The 18,222-nt window shown below is 45.4% G+C and carries 16 protein-coding genes; 8 read left to right on the top strand and 8 right to left on the bottom strand.

Going from position 1 to position 18,222, the window contains the following annotated elements; genetic code table 11:
• Nucleotides 1-78: 78 nt before the first annotated feature.
• Nucleotides 79-888 carry a hypothetical protein gene (locus tag KS4_RS09635; protein WP_145077435.1) on the top strand — a complete coding sequence of 270 codons (810 nt, stop codon included), beginning with the start codon at nt 79-81 and terminating at the stop codon, nt 886-888.
• Nucleotides 889-1,104: 216 nt separating this feature from the next.
• On the opposite strand, the gene KS4_RS09640 is transcribed toward KS4_RS09635, so the two are convergent.
• The 3 genes from KS4_RS09640 to KS4_RS09650 all read right to left on the bottom strand — a co-directional run bounded on the left by KS4_RS09640 (nt 1,105) and on the right by KS4_RS09650 (nt 3,979).
• The gene (locus tag KS4_RS09640; RefSeq protein ID WP_145077437.1) at nt 1,105-1,374 is read right to left on the bottom strand and encodes an NUDIX domain-containing protein; all 270 of its coding nucleotides are present in this window, start codon (nt 1,372-1,374) and stop codon (nt 1,105-1,107) included.
• Nucleotides 1,375-1,580: 206 nt separating this feature from the next.
• Nucleotides 1,581-2,768 carry an aminotransferase class I/II-fold pyridoxal phosphate-dependent enzyme gene (locus KS4_RS09645; RefSeq protein WP_145077439.1) on the bottom strand — a complete coding sequence of 396 codons (1,188 nt, stop codon included), beginning with the start codon at nt 2,766-2,768 and terminating at the stop codon, nt 1,581-1,583.
• Between the two features lie 209 nt (nt 2,769-2,977).
• Complete coding sequence (locus KS4_RS09650; protein WP_145077441.1) at nt 2,978-3,979, bottom strand: peptidylprolyl isomerase; 1,002 nt, start codon at nt 3,977-3,979, stop codon at nt 2,978-2,980.
• Nucleotides 3,980-4,125: 146 nt separating this feature from the next.
• On the opposite strand from KS4_RS09650, the gene KS4_RS09655 reads away from it, so the two are divergent.
• From KS4_RS09655 to KS4_RS09670, 4 genes are all read left to right on the top strand, one after another.
• Complete coding sequence (locus KS4_RS09655; RefSeq protein ID WP_145077443.1) at nt 4,126-5,343, top strand: aminotransferase class V-fold PLP-dependent enzyme; 1,218 nt, start codon at nt 4,126-4,128, stop codon at nt 5,341-5,343.
• A gap of 146 nt (nt 5,344-5,489) precedes the next feature.
• The gene (locus tag KS4_RS09660; RefSeq protein ID WP_145077445.1) at nt 5,490-7,007 is read left to right on the top strand and encodes an O-antigen ligase family protein; all 1,518 of its coding nucleotides are present in this window, start codon (nt 5,490-5,492) and stop codon (nt 7,005-7,007) included.
• 10 nt (nt 7,008-7,017) lie between these two features.
• Complete coding sequence (locus KS4_RS09665) at nt 7,018-8,256, top strand: radical SAM/SPASM domain-containing protein (RefSeq protein WP_145077446.1); 1,239 nt, start codon at nt 7,018-7,020, stop codon at nt 8,254-8,256.
• A 2-nt stretch (nt 8,257-8,258) separates the two neighbouring features.
• Nucleotides 8,259-9,362 (top strand): glycosyltransferase family 4 protein, encoded by a 1,104-nt coding sequence (locus tag KS4_RS09670; RefSeq protein ID WP_145077448.1) that lies wholly within the window; start codon nt 8,259-8,261, stop codon nt 9,360-9,362.
• Between the two features lie 6 nt (nt 9,363-9,368).
• On the opposite strand, the gene KS4_RS09675 is transcribed toward KS4_RS09670, so the two are convergent.
• Genes KS4_RS09675 through pilM form a run of 5 tightly spaced genes read right to left on the bottom strand, consistent with a single transcriptional unit; the run spans nt 9,369 to nt 14,082 of the window.
• Nucleotides 9,369-11,162, bottom strand: coding sequence for a GspE/PulE family protein (locus KS4_RS09675; protein ID WP_145077450.1), 1,794 nt, complete (start codon nt 11,160-11,162; stop codon nt 9,369-9,371).
• 17 nt (nt 11,163-11,179) lie between these two features.
• The gene (locus KS4_RS09680) at nt 11,180-11,755 is read right to left on the bottom strand and encodes a hypothetical protein (protein WP_145077451.1); all 576 of its coding nucleotides are present in this window, start codon (nt 11,753-11,755) and stop codon (nt 11,180-11,182) included.
• 25 nt (nt 11,756-11,780) lie between these two features.
• Nucleotides 11,781-12,305 (bottom strand): type IV pilus inner membrane component PilO, encoded by a 525-nt coding sequence (pilO, locus tag KS4_RS09685; protein WP_145077452.1) that lies wholly within the window; start codon nt 12,303-12,305, stop codon nt 11,781-11,783.
• A 34-nt stretch (nt 12,306-12,339) separates the two neighbouring features.
• On the bottom strand, nt 12,340-12,993 hold the full coding sequence (locus KS4_RS09690; protein ID WP_145077453.1) for a PilN domain-containing protein: 654 nt from the start codon (nt 12,991-12,993) through the stop codon (nt 12,340-12,342).
• A gap of 21 nt (nt 12,994-13,014) precedes the next feature.
• Nucleotides 13,015-14,082, bottom strand: coding sequence for a pilus assembly protein PilM (gene pilM, locus KS4_RS09695; protein WP_145077455.1), 1,068 nt, complete (start codon nt 14,080-14,082; stop codon nt 13,015-13,017).
• Between the two features lie 276 nt (nt 14,083-14,358).
• Here pilM and hslU point away from each other — a divergent pair, with 276 nt between their 5' ends.
• The 3 genes from hslU (at nt 14,359) to coaD (ending at nt 18,181) form a co-directional block, all read left to right on the top strand.
• Entirely contained in the window at nt 14,359-15,732 is a 1,374-nt protein-coding gene (gene hslU / locus KS4_RS09700) for an ATP-dependent protease ATPase subunit HslU (protein ID WP_145077457.1), read from the top strand.
• A 75-nt stretch (nt 15,733-15,807) separates the two neighbouring features.
• Nucleotides 15,808-17,328: a YifB family Mg chelatase-like AAA ATPase gene (locus KS4_RS09705; RefSeq protein ID WP_145077459.1), complete on the top strand. Its 1,521-nt coding sequence runs from the start codon at nt 15,808-15,810 to the stop codon at nt 17,326-17,328.
• A gap of 292 nt (nt 17,329-17,620) precedes the next feature.
• Nucleotides 17,621-18,181: a pantetheine-phosphate adenylyltransferase gene (gene coaD, locus KS4_RS09710; RefSeq protein WP_145077461.1), complete on the top strand. Its 561-nt coding sequence runs from the start codon at nt 17,621-17,623 to the stop codon at nt 18,179-18,181.
• Nucleotides 18,182-18,222: the final 41 nt, after the last annotated feature.

Raw genomic sequence — 18,222 nt, forward strand, 5'->3', positions numbered from 1 at the left:
TGCAGCCGCTAGTTGGGGAATGTCGATAGAACTATCGGACGTTTGTATGCCCGTACTTTGTTGATGTGAGTCATCCTTATGAATCAGCAAACTGAAGTCATGAAAAATAATGTTGTGAAGGTTGCCGCGCAGAGCGGCCAGCTCAGCGAGATGTTGCCGGGCAATCGCCTGCCTATGGATACTGGGGAGCAGAAAGCCGCCTTGAAAAAGGCTCAGCAGGCGGAGAAGCGGGTCAAATTGGGGATGGAGCTGCTTAAGGCATCGGAAAGCCGATTGTCAGCGCAAACGCAGATGCTCAATGCGGTGCGGCGAGAACAAAAACAACTCCGCGAGCAGGTGCATGGCGACATGGCCAAGAGCCTGCAAAGCTACGATCAGTGGCTCGGACAGATCGATGAGAGTTTTAGCAAAGCGATCCAAATGCTTGAAGAGAAGGTCGATACGGTGATGGGGTTGTGGGAGAAAAAAGAAAAACAGCTTGATGATATGACCCGCCGATTTGAGCGTTTGTTCGAGCAAAATCAGCGTACGCTGATGGATATCAAGATGCATCATGCTGCGGGAGCGAATGGCGGCGAGGCGATGGGATCAAGTGGAAGAGATCGCAGCATGGGCGATGAAGAGGAGATGACAGCAGAGGAAGAAGCAGAGATCGAGATGATTTTGAAAGGTGAGTTGGTCGTTGAAGCTGGGGCGAGCGATCCGGCTGAAGAGGTAACGGAACCGATTGAGGCGGAAGAGGTCGTTGCTATGAATGATGAGGTCGTGATCAAGAAAGACCCGGCAGCGGCGCTGGCTGAACTGGCCGAGAAACGAGAAGAAGAAGCGATCTTTTCGACGGTATTGCGAGACATGAAGAACGCTCGAGAGCAGGAATCTGACGACTAGATTTCTCTGATGTTCATTTCAGGTTTGTGCGTAAAAAGGGTTTTATTTAACAGTGATAAATTGAGATGAATGCGCGCACAAAGGCGCGTTTTTTTGTTGTTTGTGCCGGGTATGTGCGCACAAAATCTTCAAATTAGTGACTTACCCGTAATTAAAATGAGCGCGTTTTGATCAGAAATGATTGGAAAACGCAAAGTTTTCTGCGATAACCGCGCGCTAACTGATCTCAGGCAGATTGAGGACCACGGATCGAGTGTCGAGATGATCAAGAATCTGGATTTTCTGTATAGCGAGTTCCTCATGGAGTTCTCGCTTGAGTGCTTGATGATGTGTTTCGTCAGGTTCGAGTCCGCCGCCGGGTGTGATCCAGTAGTGATTGATGTGTGGCGTTTTTGGGTTGACGGGCTGTGTGTCTTTACATTCGAGTAAGAGGACGTTGTTATTTTCATTGAGGATGACGGCTCGGGCTGCGTATCGTTGCTTCATGGTTTTGCCTTTGATGGATAGAATTGACTGGATGGATTATATGAGAAAAATATGTTTTGAATTGAACGATAGGTGAGATGAGCGGATACAGGAGTTCCCGACAATCGGTGTTGCTGACTATTGGTGTTGGAAAATTTGTGTTGATGGCAAAACCCCACGTTGATTGGCGTGGGGGTTGCGGTCTATTCGATTGATAGGTTGTTGCATCAGTTATTGAGGACGCGGGTGAGTTGGCGGATGGCTTGGCGAATGCGCTGGTCGTTTTCGACGAGTGCCATGCGAACGTAACCTTCGCCGAGGTCGCCGAAGGCGGCACCGGGGGTGAGGGCGACTTCGGCTTGATCGACCATTGCTAAGCAAAAATCGTTGGTGGAGCCGTTGTATGGGATAAGGTGTTTGGGGTTGACCTTGGCCCAGACGAACATGGAAGCTTTGGGGGTATCCACTTGCCAACCGAGCTTACGGAGGCTTTTACATAGGAGCTCACGGCGTTGAGCATAAACACGATTTTGCTGTTCGATGTGCTTATCGCCTTCACGCATAGCAACAATGGCGGCGATCTGGACGGCTTGGAATATGCCGTAATCGTAGTAGCCTTTGACGGTGGAGAGGGCTTTGATCATTTGAGGGTGACCGCAGCAGAAGCCGATGCGCCAGCCGGCCATGTTGTAGGGTTTTGAGAGTGTGGTGAATTCGACGCCGTATTCTTTTGCGCCGGGAGCTTGGAGGTATGAGGGGGCTTTGTAGTTATCGAAGCAGGTCTCGCCGTAGGCGAAATCGTGAAGGATCATGACTTGATGCTTGGCTGCAAGATCGACGACTTTGGCGAAGAAGGTATCATCGACGGTCATGGTCGTTGGGTTGTTGGGGTAGCAGAGGATGATGACTTTGGGTTTGGGCTGGAGGTGTTTGAGGACGTCGTCGATGCGCGCGAGGAATGCTTCGTCGTTGCCAACGGGTACGAGGAAGACGGAGCCGCCGGCGAGGATAACGGCGGTGGTATGGATTTGGAAGGCGGGGTCGGTCACGACAGCGCAGTCGCCGGGGCCCATGATGGCGAGGCACATGTGTGAGAAGCCTTCTTTTGAGCCGATGGTTGCGATGACTTCGGTGTCGGGGTCGAGTTCGACGCCCCATTTGCGTTCGTACTTGCGGGCCATGTCGCGGCGGAGGTTGTAGACGCCGGCGGAAGCGGAGTAACGAGAGTTGCGGGGGTCGGTGACGGCTTCGCGGATCTTATCGACGACGGGATCGGGTGGGGCGTCGGAAGGATTGCCCATGTTCATGTCGATGATATCGGCGCCGGCTTTACGGCGTTCGTAGATCAGTTGTTTGAGTTGGCCTAATACATAGGTAGGCAGCCGCTCTATGCGAGAGGCAACGTTGATATCCATGTTGATGTCCACCTGTTCAATCTATGTCCCCTGCCCTACTCATCCCAATGAAACAATCCCAATCTGATTCACAAACCTTGGGGGTGATCTGTGAGGAATTATTATACCAATCATGTTTTTATGCGGTCACCCGAAGCGTTTGGACTCAAACACCCTGCCACCGGCGATGGCAGGTTTGAGGAGTATTTGTAGTTAAACGATGATGGATTTTATTGACCGGAAGGCGCGTCGGTGTACTCATTTTTCTTGCGTAGCCAACTGTCGTGGAGTTCGGGCTGGAGGACTGTGACTTGCGAGGAGGCGATGTATTCGGAGGCCTTTTGTCGCATGAGTGTGGCTTGTATGCGGAGACGGAGTGACTTGGCGATCTGGTCTTTTACCTGGTCATATTGTAGCTCGGATTGGGGTATGATGCGCTCAAGCTTGAGGAGTGCGTAGCTGTTGTCGAGGACGATGGCTTGGGAGATTTGGCCGGGCTGGAGCTTGATGAGTTCCTGAAGGATGACTTGGGGGTAGTTCGCATCGACAGGGGAGATCGGTGAGAGGAGGCCGCCTTGACGGTTGCTGATGTCGGTGGAATTGGCACCTGCAAGGTCGGAGAAGGATTCACCTTTATCAAGCTGGCTATGGATGCGTTTGATATCGCGGAGGTTGGGCATGACGATGATGCGGGGTTGGTATTTGGGGCCGAAACGGAGTTCGTATTCCTGCTGGAGGAGTTGGGGGTTGAGGTTGACCTTGGCAGCGATGATAGCGCGAAGGGCTGCGTTGCGGTGTAGCATTTTGTTGAAGTTGTACTCACCGAGACCACGATCAAGACGGAGTTGCGAGAGAAGACGGACGGCTTCGTCTTCGCTGGAAGGCGAGAGCGCATCGATGATGAGCTGCTTTTCGGCTTGCATCATCTCGGGGGTGATGTTGATCTTGCGGAGCGCGAGATCTTCAGTGATCGAGGCGTCGATGACGGCGTTGGCGAGTGCTTCGCCGCCGGCGAGTTCGTACATGGATTTGAGTAGCGAGGATTGAGAGATCGGTTGGCCGTTGACGTAGGCGACGTTCTGGCTGACTTTTGCGACAGATTTAGGGGCTGTTTTAGTACGATTAACGGCAGGCGTGGATTTGGGGGATTGTTTGTATGGGTATGTTGAGGCGCACGCGGAGAGTATGAGAGTGGCAGAAAGCAACAGAATACTGGTGGCTGTATATTTCATGCAGCCACGCTAAAGGCTGAACGAAACCCTGTCAACATGCAGATGCGACACTAGTATTGAGTATGTTAAGATTTGCAGAATATGGGGTAGTGGTTAGTCTGGATATTGCGTTTTGACGAGGAAAATGGACAAAGAGGAGCTTTGTCGTGAGCAAGCGGATTTATATGGATAATGCGGCGACGTCGTTTCCCAAGCCGAGTGCGGTGATGGAGGCGATGACGGATTACGCGACGAGGTTGGGTGCGAGTCCGGGGCGAGGTGCGTATGCGGAGGCGCGGGAGAGCGGGGAGTTGATGTATCAATGCCGCGAGCGGATATGCGAGTTGATTGGTGGGGACAATCCGGATCATGTGGTGTTTACGCTGAATACGTCGGACGCGATTAATCTGGGGATCAGAGGCTTGATCCACCCTGGAGCTAAGAAACGGCATGTGATCACGACGTGGTTGGATCATAACTCGATCTTGCGGCCATTTAATATGATGTCGGAAATGGGGGATCTTGAGCAGACGCGAGTCGAGTGTGATCCGATGACGGGGTTGGTGGATCCTGATGATATTAAGAAGGCGATCCGGCCTGACACGGGTTTGATTGCGCTTTTGCATGGGTCTAATGTGAGCGGGACGGTACAGCCTATCCGAGAGATAGGTGCGATTGCGAAAGAGCATGGTGTGCCGTTCTTGGTGGATGCGGCGCAGAGTTTGGGACATATGCCTTTGGATATTGAGGCGGATCATGTAGATTTGCTGGCGTTTCCGGGGCATAAAGGATTACTTGGGCCTTTGGGGACAGGTGGTTTGTATATCAAGCCGGGGCTCGAGAGGTTGATGCGAACGGTGAAGGAGGGGGGCACAGGGTCTGTGAGTGAGTTAGATGTGCAGCCTGAATTTATGCCGGATCGGTTTGAGCCGGGGAGTCATAATGCGATTGGGATTATCGGGTTGTCGGAAGGTGTGAAATGGATTTTAGATCAAGGGGTTGAGACGATCTGGGCTCATGAGCAGAAGCTGATGAAGGTGATGGTTGAGGGGTTACAGGATGAAGAGCGGATGCCGAATTTGACGTGGTATGGGCCGCAAGGCGTGGCGGATCGGTGTGGGGTGTTTTCGATTCGGATACAGGGATATGATCAGCCTGTGACGCTTTCGGATGTGCTGGAGAAGCGGTATGGGATATTGACGCGATCAGGGATTCATTGCGCACCGTTGGCACATAAGACGATTGGAACGCATGAGCTTGGTGGAACGACCCGGTTTAGTTTCGGGCCATTTGTGACGGTGGAAGATGTTAGGGCGTCACTGGATGCGATACATGAGATTTGTCTTGAGACGAAAAAACGTGGGACGATCTCTGCTGGGACATAGAACAATATAAAACTGAAGTAAAGAAAGAACGTCCGATATGTCGGGCGTTTTTTTATTTTGGATGGTTAGGTCTAAATAACTGTTCTCATCGTGTCGAAAAGTTGGATTGTAGGGGCTATGCCGTTTAACCAGTATTAGTGTGTACTATGAATAAAATTGCAGCATTAACAACGACGTTTTTAATTGCCGGTTTGTTGGCGGTGTTGCTTTTGTTTTGGCATGGCCAGCCTGCGAAGCAGATGATTTTCATGCTGGGGGTAACCATCGCGTGTGGGTTTGCAGCGTTTAAGGTGCCGTTTTGGGGTTTTTTCTTGTATTACTTTTTCGCGGTGCTTAGGCCTCAGAATTTGTGGGAATGGGCTTTGCCTGGTGGGATACGCTGGTCGCTTTTTGCGTCTTTGATTGCATTGGGCGGCGTTGCACTACATTACAACAAGATATTTAAAAATGGCCAGGTTACGGGGATGTTTCGATTGATGGTCATGTTTGCAATACTGATCTTCATCAGTATTGTGCTCGCATATGATCCGATGGTCGCACAGAGATGGGGAATTGACTACGCGAAGATTTTCGTCATTGCGATCTTGATGCTGTTTATCGTCAACGAAGTTTGGCAGGTTCGTGCACTAGCCACCATGATTGGGCTGTCGATAGGATACATCGCTTGGGAAATCAACTATTTATATTTCTTCCAGAATGGTCGGTTGGATATTCTTAATTATGGTTATGGTGGCTACGACAACAATGGTGCTGCACTGCTGATTGCGATGGGTATGCCCTTTGCGTATTACATTGGTGTATGTAAATGGGAACGCTTTCCGAAATTATCGCTGGTGTTTGGTGGGTGTATTGGAACGCTCATGCTTCACGCAGTGATGATGAGTTACTCTCGTGGTGCAATGGTTGCATCACTTGTAGGCATTGTGTGGGTGATATTAAGACATCGATCCAAAGCTCAATCTGCAATTATCATTGCTATTCTTGTGGTTATAACCTCGGTTCTTGCAGGTAATCAAATTCGCGATCGTATTGTATCGACAGCCAATTATCAGCAAGATGCCTCTGCACAATCACGATTTGAGGCATGGGGAGCGGCATGGAAAATTGCGTGGGACCATCCATTCTTTGGGCAGGGTGTCAGGAACTCTAATTTGTTCTCATTGAACTATGGTGCTGACCGGGCTGGCCGTACGATTCATAATCAATATTTGCAAATCGCTGCGGATTCTGGAATCCCTGCAATGATCGTATTTATTATGATGATTGTTATGTCACTTCACAATTTAGGAATGACAAGAAATCGTTGCATACGACATATTAAATACGATTTAAGTTCTGATTCTTCAAAGAATAAATTAGATCATATAGAAAAAATATGCCTTGCTACACAAGGTTCGCTAATCATATTTGCGATCGACAGTATGTTCCTGTCTCTGGAATTATTCGAATTACCTTGGTTGCTCTTTATCTTAGCTGGCGTCATTGGCATTATCACTAGCCCTGTCATCAATGCTAGTGCGGTTGAAAACATGAATGCGATCAAGTCAATGTCTAAGAATCCTGTACGCGTTCCCCCACGTAAAAAACGACATTTACAAAAGAAATCTAAGCGGACAGATAAAACTGACCCAATAATCCTGCCGGGATACCTTAGTACGGAATAGATACACGGACATGTCAATATTAACAACACAAATCGATCGACATCTAGCGTATGTCACACAGAAAACGCAACGTTTCCATAAGCGTGCGAGTCACAAGCGATATATAAGTAAATTCACATATGTCGTTGATTATGCTTCTCGTGGTGTACATTATGTTTGGCGTAACTATCGTTATCTTTCGGTACGTAAAGTGCTAAACATTGGCTTGTCCAAAGTTGAGTATAAATTAAAACGTGAGAAACTATATAGTTTGCCTTATAAGTTTAAGATTGAGTCGACAAATATATGTAATACGCAATGCCAGCTATGCCCTACCGGAATTGGCTTAAAGGGGCGTTGTAAAGGTAAGCTTGATCTTCAGACATACAAGGGCTGGATCAGTAATTTGAAGTGGCACATGCTTGATCTTGACCTATCAATGTGGGGTGATCCGCTAATTGTGCCTGAGATTTACGATATGATTGCGTATGCGAGAAAGAATGGCATTTGGACGTATATCAGTTCGAATTTGCATGCATTCAAAATTAAACCTGGTCGCAATGAAAGTAAAGATCAAGCTACAAAGTTAATTGAGTCTGGTTTGGAATTGCTGACATGTTCACTACATGCAGCCACACAAGAAACATATGAACAATATCAGCCTGGTAAAAAGCTTGATGAAGTCATTACAAAGATCAAACATATCATTGCTACAAAAAAACGATTGAACAGTAAGTATCCACAGATCCAGCTCAACTATGTTGTTACAAAATACAACGAGCATGAGATTGATGCTTTCAAAGCATTAGCAAAAGAATTAGGTTGCAACCCGGTTATTAATAAAGCCTCATATAACACTCGCTTTCTAGGTCAAGATAAAAACCTGCAATCATTAGGCCTAGCCAAAGACATTTTGGCGAAAAAAACTACTGATCATATAGAAAGTTGGATGCCTTCAAACAAAGAATATGTGCTTGAATCATATGTTGATTTGGCTAATGGATCATCTAAACACAGTAATTACAATGGTAAAAAACAATACGATTGTTCATGGCCTTGGACATCCTGTGTCGTCAATTGGGATGGTAGTATTTCTACGTGCTGTGGTTCATTTGATCCCAAACATGATTTTGGGAAGATTGATTCTGACCAATTCAGACGTCTTTGGAACAGTCCCAAGTATCGAAGCGCGAGACGTAGCTTCAAATCAACTGTTACAGAGAATGTAAAAGATAATCCTTGTATTCACTGCCCTGGATATATGCTATAGAAATGTCACGCATCAACGTTTTACATGTCAGAGTTATAGCTAATGCTGGTGGTGGGCCAGACAAGACTATTCTTAGAAGTGAACGATACATCGATTCACAAAAGTTTAATCTTCAAGCTGCCTATATCTATCCAGCTGGGACTGATTGTTTGGAACAATTACAACAATCATATTGTTCAAAGATGGAGATATTTGGCATACCTGAGAACAATGGTTTTTCACTAAAAACGATTAAAAATCTAATTCAGATTTGCCGCGATAACCACATACATATTTGGCATAGTCACGATTATAAAACTGATATTCTTGGTCTAATTATTAAACGATTCCATCCCATGAAGCTTGTAACAACAGTTCACGGATTCACTTGTGAGAATATGAAAACACGTTTTTATGCATGGCTAAACAAACAAGTCTATCGATACTATGATCATGTAATCTGTGTTAATGAGCAATTACGAGAACTATGTCTTTCAAAGCGTTCGAACGGATCAAATACCACATATATACCCAACGGTATTGATACCAAAGAGTACTTGTGCATCAGCGATTTAGCGAAACCGAAAAAAAACCAATTGAATATTGGCGTTGTTAGTCGTTTTAGTGCAGAAAAAGGTGTGGAACGATCACTGCTGTGTTTACGCCGACTATTAGATAATGGTATAGATGCGAAATTGCATTTGGCAGGTGATGGGCCTGAGAAAGAGAATCTAAAGAAGATCGCTCGTGAACTTGATATCGAAAGCAACATCGTATGGCGAGGTTGGCTGAATGATCTGCAAGCATTCCATACTTCTCTAGATTTACTTTTAATACCGAGCTACACAGAAGGTTTTCCGAATGCTATCCTTGAGGCATTGCTACTGAAAACGCCAGTTGCGGCTACTAATGTTGGTGCAATACCGGAAATTCTTGATGGAGAATGCGGATTGTTGCTGGATAATAACGATGCACCGCAGACATGGGCAGATCAAATCAAAACAATTTATCATGCGGGATTGTTCTCTGAATATGTACAGCGCGCATACGAGAAAGTTACGAGCAAATATACATTTCAAAAACGATGCCACAGAGTCGCTAACGTATATGAGACTGTTCTGACGTAGTAATATTTAAATTGATTTTTCTGTTACTCGCATCACTTCTTCAACGGTCGTGAAACCTTTAACAACTTTTTTCAAGCCATCTTCACGGAGTGTGGTCATACCGCTCTCAATGCACATACGCCGGAACTGAGAAACATTTGGGTTATTAGATATTTTGTCTCTTAAATTATCGTTCATAACAAGAAGTTCATAAATACCGACTCGACCTGAGTAGCCAGTTCCGCGACACTTGTCACAGCCTTCCCCTTGCCAAATTTGATCAATGCCTATGCCGTACATGGCTAGATGTTCGGAAACAGCATCTGTTGGCTGGATCTGTGTTTTACAGTGATCACAGATTTTTCGTACAAGACGCTGAGCAAGTGTCGCATTGACTGAGGCACCTATCAGATAAGGCTCAACGCCGATATTAATCAGACGTGTCACAGAACTTGGGGCATCGTTTGTGTGTAGTGTTGAAAGTACTAAGTGACCTGTAAGTGAGGCTTGGATAGCAATACGCGCGGTTTCAGTATCACGTATCTCACCAACCATAATGACGTCTGGGTCTTGACGAAGAAGAGAACGTAGAGCCGCGGAGAAACTCATGCCGATCCGTTCATGAACCTGCGTTTGATTGATGCCTCCGAGATGATACTCGACAGGGTCTTCGACTGTCGAGATGTTTAGTTTCTCTCGGTTCATCTGACCAAGCGAGGAGTACAGCGTCGTTGTTTTACCTGATCCCGTTGGCCCGGTGACGAGAATAATTCCGTGAGGCTGATCAATCTGGCGTTTCCAAATTGTTAACGCTTCTTCATCCATACCGAGTTGGTTGAGTGTAACCTGGATTGATTGAGTATCCAGAATACGAAGAACGGCTTTTTCACCACTAGCGGTTGGAAGCGTAGAAAGACGTAGATCTAATTTTCGGCCATGGATCATGGCTCGGATGCGGCCGTCTTGAGGTAAACGCCTTTCTGAGATATCTAGATTCGCCATAATCTTCAGGCGTGAAATGATTGCGGCATGCATTTGTATCGGAGGACTTACAGACTCAAAAAGTATGCCGTCGATACGTAGACGTATTTTAACGACTTTTTCTTGTGGCTCGATGTGAATGTCTGAAGCACGTTCCTTAACGGCATTTGATATGAGATAATTCACATAGCGAATAATCGGTGATTCTTCAGCAATCTTTTCTAAGTCTAGATCTTCTTCTTTCGATTCGACGATCTCAACTTCATCTTCATGCATATCACCGATAACATTTTCAATATCCTGCTGATCTTGCCCGGATGAAGCTGCCAACTCATCGATGACACGATTGATAGCTTCATCTGTTGTAATGACCAATTTCACAGAAGCTTTCAGCTTATGACTCACCTCGTCAATAATCACTAAATTGTCTGGATCAACAACACAAACAAGGATTCGTGCTCCCTGCTGATCTAGGGGTAGAATTTGATGGCTCTTGCAGAAATCCAGGCCGAGTTGATCAATGTATTGTGAATTAACTACATCTTCGATGGACAGCTCAATGTACTTCAGGCTCGCATTGTAAGCTCTATATTTCTGCTTGATCGTAACATTGTCACTGGCTTGAATGTACTGCTCAACGGAGTTTATATCAAGATTGCCAAACTGTTCATTAATTTCATTGCATATATCGCTGTCTATGATCTTGTTTGCTTTGAGATTATTCAACCATTCATTATTTTGGTCTTTGATAATTTCGTCCGGCTGCCAAACGTTATGGTGCGGATTTGATGTTGCATCAGAATCTTGATTACTTGATATAAATGGATCATTAAAAGACATATACCGCGTTCCTGCTTTTATTTCATATAAACAACAAAAGCATATTGCTTTTTCTTGACAACGATTTTGTTACTGCTGGTTTCGATTTTTATAATGGCAAAATCATCAATTTGATCACCGATACGATAGATTGTTCCGTTTATAACTACGGTAGGTTTTCCCCCACCAGCGATTGACTGGATAATATTCATTCGTCGCCATTGTTTGAATTCGCTGATAATCTCATCTTTACTTTGATCAATGAGAATATCTGGATTACTGTCATCCTGTGCTAGCGTAAATGGCTTTGAGTTATCATCATCAATCGCAATTTGCGAAGACACTTGATTGTAGTCGATTACCTTTAAAACCTTATTAGTAACGGTGTATTTGGCGCTATCTTGAAGCTTTGCATCTTTCTTGTTTTGTTTGAGATACTCTTCGACCTTGCTGACGTTATCCATTTTCGAATCGTCAGCTTCAGCGACATTAGTCTTGGAGTATATAAACATGACCGAAAGAACAAGTGAGACGATAAGTAAGATAATCAAACTTTCTTTTTTATTATCAAACGTCTCTTCTGGTTGTTCGATCATATTGATCTCATCACTCATATCTAAATGCCTTATCTCTCAAATTTCAGCTGATATCATTTGAACAATAAACGTTCAGGTAGATGTTCGCTTGAATGGTACCATCATGATTATTAAGTGACTCAATGGTCATTGTTGGAATTTTGATAATACGTGGCAAAGATTCCAATTGCTGTAAAAATTCATAATACCCATCAAAATCACCCGTGATTGTCATTTCGATAGGTACGCGCATGTAATTATCGATGTTCTGTATTTTGTCAGTGCGGAAATTTCTGGTTTCGAGATTATGCTTTGTAGCAATATTCCAAACATTACGAAGAACATTCTCTACGTTTTTCTGATCTGGCAATTTTGCTTTTAAGCGAGTCAAAGATTCCTCGACTTTGGCAATCTCATCTGAAAGTTCCGCGATATCTTTCTTTGATGCTTCAAAGATCTGAAGCTGCTCATTCATTCCTGCGATATTATCTTCGATCTTTTGGATTTCATATGCTCTCGGCTGAAAGAGAAATACATAAGATAGTACAGGTGTTGCAAGTATGATTAGGATGTAAAAATATTTGTACATAATTGTATACCTTATTTGCAATCAAACATATCAATCACACAAGACCGTCAACGATCATTTCATTATCAATAACACACTCAAGGTTGAACTTCCTGTACTTGGCATTATCTATGATTGAATCTTCGATGTACTTGATTTCTGTGCTGGTAAAAATCATGTTATTTTTTAATTTCGTTACGATCTCAGCGATCTCAAGATCGTTTGATGCATATCCTTCAATGATGACTGATTGCTGCTCTTGTTTTCTCGGTGCCATCGCTTTCTTCTTGTTTTTCTGCTGCTTTATTGATGAAACATTACTAAGCCGAGCAACAGTAACTTTCTTTGTTTTAATTTCCATACCACTTAAGGTCATCTTATCAGGCATACAATTGACGATTTCTGCGATAATTCGACTTCGTGGCACAACCTCAATAAGTTCGCCTGCAATTTTTGCTACACCAACAATCTGTTTTTTCTTTTCTTTAAGCTTATTAAGTTGATCAATATCTGATGCGGCACCGGTGTATTGCTCAAACATGTTGGATTGCTTTGCGCGTAAATCGTTGATCTTGCTATTCGTCACGAGATACACTGCGACGATACCAAGAAAAATGATTGAAAAAGCCGCGACAAATACAGTGGATGCTTTTTTAGTAGCTTGATAATCTTTATATTCATCCGGCATCAAATTGGTTGAATTCTTCACAACTATTCTCCGGCTGCATTGTTAACCCGCTAATGACATACACATGCCAATAGGTACATTCCAACCGGGTTGCGGTACATCTGCATTCAATCCGATCAGTTTTTCTTTACTCAATTCTGAGAGGTCTAATGTCTTAAATGGATCTGAAATAACTACTGTGATACCTAACCTTACTGCAAGTTCTTTACAAATTTCATTTTGCATCGAATTTCCACCAGTAAAGGTGATTTCTTTAATGACATCTTGTGGATAGAGGGATCTGTAGTATCTCAGACACATCTGTATTTCGTCTGCGAGACACTCGACTGCTTCGTTGCTGCATTGCGTGTCATTTCCGCTCTGGCTGATTTGATTGATCGACCAATTTTTTGGCTCAATCTCTGGCTCTTCGCATTGTAATTCTGAATCTACTTCGCGATTGTCCTGCCATAGACGATGATCGATATTGATATTCTTGAAATACAGAACATTACTGCCTTGGTGTATCATCAAACGCGCTCGGAGTGAGCCGATATCCACAGTACATTGCGTTTTGTCGGCATGCTCATTCTCCAATTGCGAGTTTGTCATGCTGCAAATACTGCTTGGTTCGGGTACAACATCACTGACATTGATACCTGCCGATTTAGCAATACTGACATATTGATAAACAGTGCTTTTCTTGACTGCGACAGTGATAACGTCTGTGAGCTCTTTGCCTTCACGCATCCGCTTATTTGTCGAAAGTGTACGGATCACAAAGTCAGACATGTCTTGTTCAAGACGTTGTTCAAGGCGCATTTGAATTTCTAGTTCAATCCCATCTTCCGAGCCGCCTTCAATCTCGAAATGTTGGATAATGGTTTCATGTGCAGGAATGCTGATGACAGCAGATCGACCTTTCACCATTTTGGCATTTAACATACGTTTGAGAGTACTACGATAAAAATCCAAGCGCTGCGGATCATTGTCACGCTCTTGTTCGGACATTTCCACGCAACATGCAGAAAGGAGCTTGGCTGGTTGCCCAAGTTCAACTTGCATCAGCTTGATGGTGCTTGCACCGAAATCAATTGCAATCGGCCTGTTTCTTTTCTTATTGAATATCATTTATGGATCTAGCTCTTCAACGAATCGTGCTTAAAGGGTCCATTCCGCGAATATCAAATAAAGCTATCGTTGGTATCATCGACCAATAAATTCTCTCGATTAACCACTTTACACACTTCCGCCAAGCAGCCTATGCGTTATAAGCATCACATCCATCATGAGTTGCCTAATCGGCAAATTCGGATGCAATCGTTTATGGGCTGACTTTGAATGTTTAATGTACGCACCTAAGATATGTACTGCAGAACACTAAATTGACTATAGATGGGTAGATACATGATCAACCTTACGCCAAAGCAAATTGTGAGTGAACTGGATAAGTATATTGTTGGCCAAGATGACGCTAAGCGTTCCGTCGCGATTGCGATTCGCAACCGTTGGCGGCGACAGCAGTTAGATCCGGAGATCGCTCACGACATCTCCCCCAAAAATATCATCATGTCAGGGCCAACTGGTGTTGGTAAGACTGAGATCGCCCGAAGATTGGCAACCCTGACCGATGCCCCGTTCATTAAGGTCGAGGCCTCAAAATTTACAGAAGTGGGGTATCACGGCCGAGATGTCGAATCGATGATCAGGGATCTACTCGATCAAGCGATTTCGATGACGCGCAGCAATCAGTCTGAACTTGTTTCCAAACAGGCAGCAGAAATTGCGAATGAGAAATTGGTGGATCTACTTTTGCCAGGTTCTCACACAAATGAGCCTACTCCCGATAACCAGTCATACGTGGAATCACACGAATCGGAAGAAAGAAAAAATCGTATCCGTGAGCGGCTTATGGGGCAGCTCAAATCGGGCGCACTTGATGACAAAGAGGTTGAAATCCATATCAAGCAAAAACCTCAAACATCATTCATGCTTTCAAACATGGGGCTGGATCAGATGGATCCGGATCTTTCAAATATGTTCGAAAAAATGATGCCGGAAAACAGGAAAAATCAGAAACTAACGGTCAAAGAAGCTCGCGAGGTGTTAATCGCACAAGAGACAGACAAGTTGGTGGATCAAGGCAAGATCACATCAGAAGCCATTGAGATGACTGAATCAAGCGGTATCATTTTCCTTGACGAAATCGATAAGATTGCCGCAACACAAACAAAAGGCGGCGGTTCACCTGATGTCTCACGGCAAGGTGTTCAACGTGACCTACTGCCGATTGTTGAAGGCTCCGCGGTTAACACAAAGCATGGCATTGTTCATACCGATCACATCCTCTTCATCGCTGCGGGCGCGTTTCATACAGCAACCGTGAATGACCTGATGCCTGAGCTTCAAGGCCGCTTCCCGATTCGAGTCGAACTTTCATCTCTAGGTAAGGATGATTTTGTTTGCATCTTGAAGGAACCTAAAAACGCACTCACAAAGCAGCAAAAAGATCTTCTTGCTGTCGAAGGGCTGGACGTCAACTTTACTGACGATGGGATCGACGCGATAGCTGATCTTGCTGCAGACGCAAATGCGAAACTCGAAAACATCGGCGCAAGACGCTTGATGACAATCATCGAGAAAGTGTTCGAAGATATTAATTTCGATGCGCCTGAAATTGCAGATACAAGTAATGCAAAAACAGTCATCACCGGTGAATTTGTGCGAAAGCAGCTTGATGAGGTCACGAATGATCTCGATCTCAGTCGCTTCGTTCTTTAGTGAATGAAGCAATCTCACAATACTCACTTGGATTATATTTCTTTACAAGCTATACCATGGATTTATACTTGAGAGATGCTTTCTCAGGTATATAGCTTTATATTGCAGGGTATTGATCCAATCCTGTGTGAAATCGAAGTCAGTATTTCCAAAACCGGGCTTCCCAAAGCAACGATCGTCGGCCTTCCGGATCTTGCGGTCAAAGAATCTCTTGAGCGGGTTCGCACCGCAATGATGAATTGTGGCTATGCGACTCCCATCACACGATTGCTTATTAATCTCGCGCCTGCGGATACAAAAAAAGAAGGCCCGCTCTACGATCTGCCAATTGCAATTGGCACGCTCATTGCTGCCAATATTATCCAGACGAATAAGCATCAAAAACTACTATTTGCAGGTGAACTCGCGCTTGATGGTCGCGTTCGGCCTATCAACGGCGTTATCAATCTTGCCTTACTATGTAGGCAACTGAATTTTGAAGGAATTGTCGTACCCGCAGACAACGCCCTTGAAGCAGCAGCTGTTGACGATATTGCGATCTACCCTGTCAAACATCTCACTGATGTTGTAGGCCTCCTCAATGGCAGTACATCCATCTCACCCTTGCATCAATCCACACTGCATGATCAATTCACACGCTCTGTCGCGGCGGTTGATTTTTCTGATATCAAAGGACAGGAAGAAGCAAAACGTGCAATGCTCATTGCCGCAGCAGGTCAGCACAACATCCTCATGATCGGCCCTGCAGGAACCGGTAAGACACTACTCGCCAAGGCATTGCCTGGTATACTTCCGCCACTCTCTCGTGAAGAGGCGCTAGAGGTCACACGCATCTATTCAACACTAGGAAAAGTGCCGCATGGGCGTTCCCTTATCATCGAAAGGCCCGTGCGTTCTCCGCACCACACCGCCAGTGCCGCCTCTCTAATCGGTGGCGGCTCAATACCACGTCCCGGGGAAGTTTCACTCGCTCATCATGGCGTCCTTTTTCTTGACGAACTTCCCGAATTCAGCCGCACTGTCATCGAAACACTCAGGCAACCACTTGAGGACGGTGTCGTCACCATCGCACGTTCCCAAGCGACCTATCAATTCCCCTCTGAGTTTATGCTAGTTGCAGCGATGAATCCGTCACCACGCGGTGATGTCTCCGCAGATGAAGTCGGCCATCGAGAAATGACCAAGTACATGTCTAGAATTTCTGGCCCGCTTATCGATCGTATCGATATCCATGTCGATGTACCGCGTCTGCCATACGAACAGCTCTACGAGCAACGACCCACTGAAACCAGCCAATCAATTCAAAACAAAGTGATCCAAGCTCGCGAAACACAGCGCCAACGTAACGGTTCATACCTCAAACCCAATCACCAACTCTCTCATAAAGAACTCGACCGTCTTGCACCATTGTCAGATGATTGCCAATTGCTCATGAAAGACGCGATGTCAGAACTCGGTTTGTCTGCAAGAGCATTCGACAAGATCCGCCGTGTCGCCAGAACAATCGCCGACCTTGAAGAGTCACATGATATTACGGCCAATCATCTTGCCGAAGCCATCGCCTACCGCCTCCTTGACCGAGAAATGGTCAATTAAATCAGCGCATAAAAAAGGTCTCGTCCGGGGAGGCTACCGGCACGAGACCCGATCCAGGGCATAAATTATTCTTCACTGTTACTACTAAGCTTGTTTCGTCACTCGCTTCATCAGTAACACTTCAGTTATCCAATTCAGCCTATCTTCACGCCACAATATCATTCACTTTTATCTCTCACCCGTTACTTCTGTAACGGTTAGCCAAACCTGTCCTATTAGCCCGCCCCTAGCCATCCCTGCTATACTTACTCCCAAGGCTCACAGACCAGCAAACACAGCAAAGGCACGCAATATGAGCAAAACCCAGAAAATCGGCCTATTCCCCGGCACATATGACCCCATCACCAACGGTCATCTTGATGTAATCAAACGAGGCCAACACCACTTCGATCGACTCGTCATCGCCATCGGACACAACCCCTCTAAAAACCCTCTCTTCTCTCTAGAAGAACGTATCGCAATTATCCAACAACTCATCAACGAGCAATGCGATCCAACGATCGTCGAAGTCCAGTCCTACATTGGGCTCACCGTTGACTTCGCTCGCCAAATCGGCGCAACCGCTATCCTTCGTGGGCTTCGCAACGTCACCGACCTCAACTTCGAGTTTCAGCTCGCCCTCACCAACCGCGCTATCGCGGATATCGAAACCATCTTCATCATGTCCGGCGAAGTCCACGGCTACACCTCATCAACACTCATCAAACAAATTGCTTCTGCGGGTGATATCCAGCGTCTTCACACACTCTTGCCACAAATCGTTATCGATAAAATGCAGAAAAAGAAGGATGATGCTGGCGGCAAGCTGCCATGGCGCACCGTCGACCACTTCACTGAATCTTCCGACAACTAAACCCCTAACTCATCAATAGACACACCTTCATAGGAACACAT

The sequence above is a fragment of the Poriferisphaera corsica genome (assembly GCF_007747445.1).
GTDB classification, from domain to species: Bacteria; Planctomycetota; Phycisphaerae; order Phycisphaerales; family Phycisphaeraceae; genus Poriferisphaera; species Poriferisphaera corsica.